General features: G+C 35.7%; 6 protein-coding genes. 4 read left to right on the top strand and 2 right to left on the bottom strand.

The window, feature by feature from the left end; translation table 11 throughout:
• A partial coding sequence (locus DBR11_RS30055) for a DUF6266 family protein (RefSeq protein WP_233260960.1) occupies positions 1-222 on the bottom strand: 222 nt, incomplete at its 3' end.
• Positions 223-624: 402 nt separating this feature from the next.
• Here DBR11_RS30055 and DBR11_RS29295 point away from each other — a divergent pair.
• Both DBR11_RS29295 and DBR11_RS29300 read left to right on the top strand, forming a co-directional pair.
• Positions 625-1491 (top strand): hypothetical protein, encoded by an 867-nt coding sequence (locus DBR11_RS29295; protein ID WP_108556054.1) that lies wholly within the window; start codon positions 625-627, stop codon positions 1489-1491.
• Positions 1492-1740: 249 nt separating this feature from the next.
• Positions 1741-2439, top strand: a complete 699-nt coding sequence (locus DBR11_RS29300; RefSeq protein WP_108556055.1) for a hypothetical protein — start codon at positions 1741-1743, stop codon at positions 2437-2439.
• A gap of 74 nt (positions 2440-2513) precedes the next feature.
• Here the strand turns inward: DBR11_RS29300 and DBR11_RS30720 are convergent, their stop codons facing one another.
• Entirely contained in the window at positions 2514-2729 is a 216-nt protein-coding gene (locus tag DBR11_RS30720; protein WP_108556056.1) for an AraC family transcriptional regulator, read from the bottom strand.
• A 160-nt stretch (positions 2730-2889) separates the two neighbouring features.
• On the opposite strand from DBR11_RS30720, the gene DBR11_RS29310 reads away from it, so the two are divergent.
• The gene (locus DBR11_RS29310; protein WP_233260961.1) at positions 2890-3282 is read left to right on the top strand and encodes a type II toxin-antitoxin system HigA family antitoxin; all 393 of its coding nucleotides are present in this window, start codon (positions 2890-2892) and stop codon (positions 3280-3282) included.
• 201 nt (positions 3283-3483) lie between these two features.
• Positions 3484-3867: hypothetical protein (locus tag DBR11_RS29315; RefSeq protein WP_199234012.1), on the top strand; the 384-nt coding region annotated here is incomplete at its 3' end.

Raw genomic sequence — 3867 nt, forward strand, 5'->3', positions numbered from 1 at the left:
GCTCACCGAACGAAAACCAACGTTAATCAAATTGCCAAACCAGCTCAAAAAGCTCGTAATCAAGGCAAACTGCAACTGCTGATTTTTCTGTTTAAGCGTAGGCGCCTTACCCGTATTCCGGGGCAAGCCCTTAATCACATCTAACGTACGCCAATAAGACCCAACTACCGAGCCGACCTTATTCCTGAAGCCACCAAGGACTCCTTGTCTAATAATTCCCATGTTCTAAAAAATTTAAGATTTAAAAATTTGTTCATTCGTCAAAACACATCAACCCACCCATATCAGGGAGCTGTTAAGCCTCCGTAGAAATGACGATACAAATAGAAGTAAACAAGGAAGCCACAGGCAGTTCCCCAGGGTTAGGAACCCCCAGTGTAAAACCACGCAAAAACAAGCCAGGCATGCTAAAGAAACAGCATTTATTTTTTATAAGATTCCGTGATTGAGTACACCCGGTACATCATAATTAAATAACGAACAGAGAAATCAGAAAATATTTTTCTAAAACATCACTATTCGATAGAAATATAATTGTAAAGAAATATTAACTTAACACAAGAAAATTCCAGAATATAAATAATGTAATGCTGGAAACTATCTCTACCATTCAAACTTAAGATAATGAACAGTTACTATAGTATATTGAAGTATGTCAACAACCCTTTAAGCAACGAAACTATTGCTTTGGGGCTGCTTGTAATAACTAATCAAGAAGTTTATTTCCATCTGTCTAGTCAAAAGATGGATTTAGCAAGAAAACTTAATAGCAAAAATTATCCTTTGTTAGAATTTTCTTTAAAACAGTTTAAAAATTTCGTTCAAAAGGACACTATTAATGAATCTTCACTTTTAATTAAATCTGAAAAACAAATAAACCAGGAGCTTTTATTCAGACTATCCAACTATAACAATGGAATATTACAATTTTCGAAGCCAGAGAGTATAAATTCTACTATAAATTCAGCAACTTTTAAAGAATATTTCGCAAAATTCATAGGAGAAGAACTTATGCCAGAACCAAAGCCGGATAAATCTCCTTTTAAGAATATCATTAAAAAGAAGTTATATGATCCATTAAAAGACAAAATAGATGTCGATTTTACGCTAGAAAAGAAACAGTTGGAAACACTCTTTTTTGATTTCCATCTTGACGGAATTGGTGTAAACGGGTCAATTTATGCAGCAAAAGCAATTGATTTTAACTCTAAAAGACAACTTGGTCAAATTAGAAATGATATCAGCGATTTTGAAAGTGTTATTGAACGACTGAACATATTTGCAAAGAGTAAAGGTTTGTCTAATCATCATCAATATTGCTTAATTATCGACTCATATCAAGGCAATTCCCCTTCCTACCTTGACCTGTATAGCTTGTTAAAAGAAGATAATATGCCTTTGTTTAAAATCTTATCTTCCAATGAAATGAATCGCTTTGTTTCGCAAGTCATAGATAATAAAGCTAGAAAGTTTTCTGAAGAATTGTTTTAGAATCCTTTCCTAGACATAACTGGGGTTCTTCCCCGGACATCCCCCAAAAAAAAACCTGCACCTCTTTTCACACCTCAGGGCCTGAAGCTTTTCGCGGAAGGTCCAGTGAGAAAAGAAGTGCAGGTTTTTTTGATAAACACACCATATAACGCATATTATAAAACCAACCCGTTTGGTAACTTATTCTATCCAGATTGTTTCGTTGATCGTAAATTGTACAGTATATTTATACCACCAACTACTTTAACTATGCGCTCTATTAAACAAGTTACCTTCTCCATTTTATTAATCGCCGCTTTGGCACTTGCAATATTCATCTACCGGTATAAGGTACCCGATGTAGAATACGAGACAACACTTACCGGAGAGGGAAGCCTCAAGATGCCCAGAAAACCAAAAACCTCCTTGCAATTATTGGCGACTATCCCATTTCAAGTATTAACAGACAATACAAAGGATTTTAAAGATAGGGTTGATCCCTGGCCTAAAGACATACCATATCTTGCAGATAAAGATAAAGCGGTTGTTCCCTGGGCTAGCCTGGAGAAACCCGAAGAAGACATACCATATCTTGTAGATAAAGACAAAGTGGTTGTTCCATACAACCAAGTTATCGTTATCATAGATTATCCTTTATATAAAAAATATAGCTTTGAATTAAATGCACCTAAAGGCTTTACCAGAGAAATGCTGTTGCGGGAGATCAGCAAGCATTACCACCAGTTTTATCAAGAGGAAGAAAAAACAGCCAAAATCAAAACGGTTCCACTTAAGGAAAGGAGAGAACTCGCTAAAAAGAACAAAAAAGATCAAAATTACGACATCGGGGGGCACTATTTAGAAGGTCTGGTCATCACACAGGTTATTGTAACTAAAACTCCAGAAGGTACAATTAGAGTATTACCTAGTGTAGATTCTTACCTGAATTACTCCCTTTCCCCTGTCTAAAGTAGACTTATTTACCTAAGACACCATACTATCCCCCTTCCCCGGACACCCCCCAAAAAAACCTGCACCTCTTTTCACGCCTCAGGGCCTGAAGCTTTTCGCGGAAGGTCCAGTGAGAAAAGAAGAGCAGATTTTTTTTCCCTGTACTCCAATGGCGTCAACCCACTAACCCTTTTAAAACAATAGCTAAAATAAGCCGGATCACAAACCCCAACCTCAAACGCAACTACAGGGTGAAAAAAGGGAAGTTGTAAAACGCATACCCCGTATAACGCATATATAAAACCCAACTACTCTATTTTTTAAAAAAACAATATTACATATAAAACTAAATAATATCATAATGATTAATACTCAAACTATTTCTAAATTTGCCCATGAACAACAAGCAACAATCCAAACAAGAGAACCTTTAGATTATAACTGTACACCAAAAGTTAACCACAAAAAATGAAATTTAAAAAAGAAAACATTAAATTTAAATTCATGGAATTACAGATCATTAAAACAGAAACAGATTATCAGACATTACTAGAATGGGTTGACAACCAATTTGATCTGAACATAGCTCCTGAAAGTAAAGAAGGTCAAAAACTGCAGATTGCGCTGTTACTAATAAAAAAATACGAGGACGAGCATTACCCTATCCCATCACCTGATCCTATAGAAATAGTGAAGTTAAAAATGCAAGAAAATGGTCTTATGAATAAAGATTTGGTTAGTTGGATTGGAAGCAAGGGATACGTCTCTGCTTTGTTAAGTGGTAAAAAACCACTTACATTAAGAATTGCCAAGGTATTACATCAAAAACTTGGTATCCCCGCAGAAGTATTATTGGCCTAGACATTACCTTCTCCATTTTATTAATCGCCGCTTTGCCTGAATTACTGCCTTAACCCTGTCTAAAGCAGACTTATCCCTCACCATCATCTCGAAGGAGGCACGACTGAGAGAACTGTTCATAGCACTTACAGATTCCTCATCGCTGCGCTAAATCGGAATGACAAGATGCGCGAGTAAAACGCAATAGATTTAAACATAAAAATGAAAAAGCGCATTATATATTTCGGTAATTTGTTAATCATCTCGATTTGTCTATTGACAGCAAGCTGTCACTCAAAAAAAACGAACACAGCAATCAATATCCCAAAACAAGAACAAGTATTTAAAGAATGGTTGAGGGATACACTAGCTACTATAAAAGTAAATCCCGATAAAATTACCGATGGGCTGGTGAAGTCCCAGTTTGTCGTTGCAGATGACTCCCTTCTTGTTAGTGAATTAAAGGATTACGAATTTCATTCTAAAAGAAGATCTTCCAATAAAGAAATATCTAATGTCATTTCATTATTGAAAGAATATGATGAAATACCAAAAGGCAACTTTGAACTCTCTTTTACTACTAAAAAATCTTACGAACCATCCGTA

This window comes from Pedobacter sp. HMWF019 (assembly GCF_003061025.1).
GTDB lineage: Bacteria > Bacteroidota > Bacteroidia > Sphingobacteriales > Sphingobacteriaceae > Pedobacter.

Coding starts and splice junctions, on each gene's coding strand:
- DBR11_RS29295 (WP_108556054.1), top strand. CDS start 625: ATGAACAGTTACTATAGTATATTGAAGTATGTCAACAACCCTTTAAGC.
- DBR11_RS29310 (WP_233260961.1), top strand. CDS start 2,890: ATGAAATTTAAAAAAGAAAACATTAAATTTAAATTCATGGAATTACAG.
- DBR11_RS29300 (WP_108556055.1), top strand. CDS start 1,741: ATGCGCTCTATTAAACAAGTTACCTTCTCCATTTTATTAATCGCCGCT.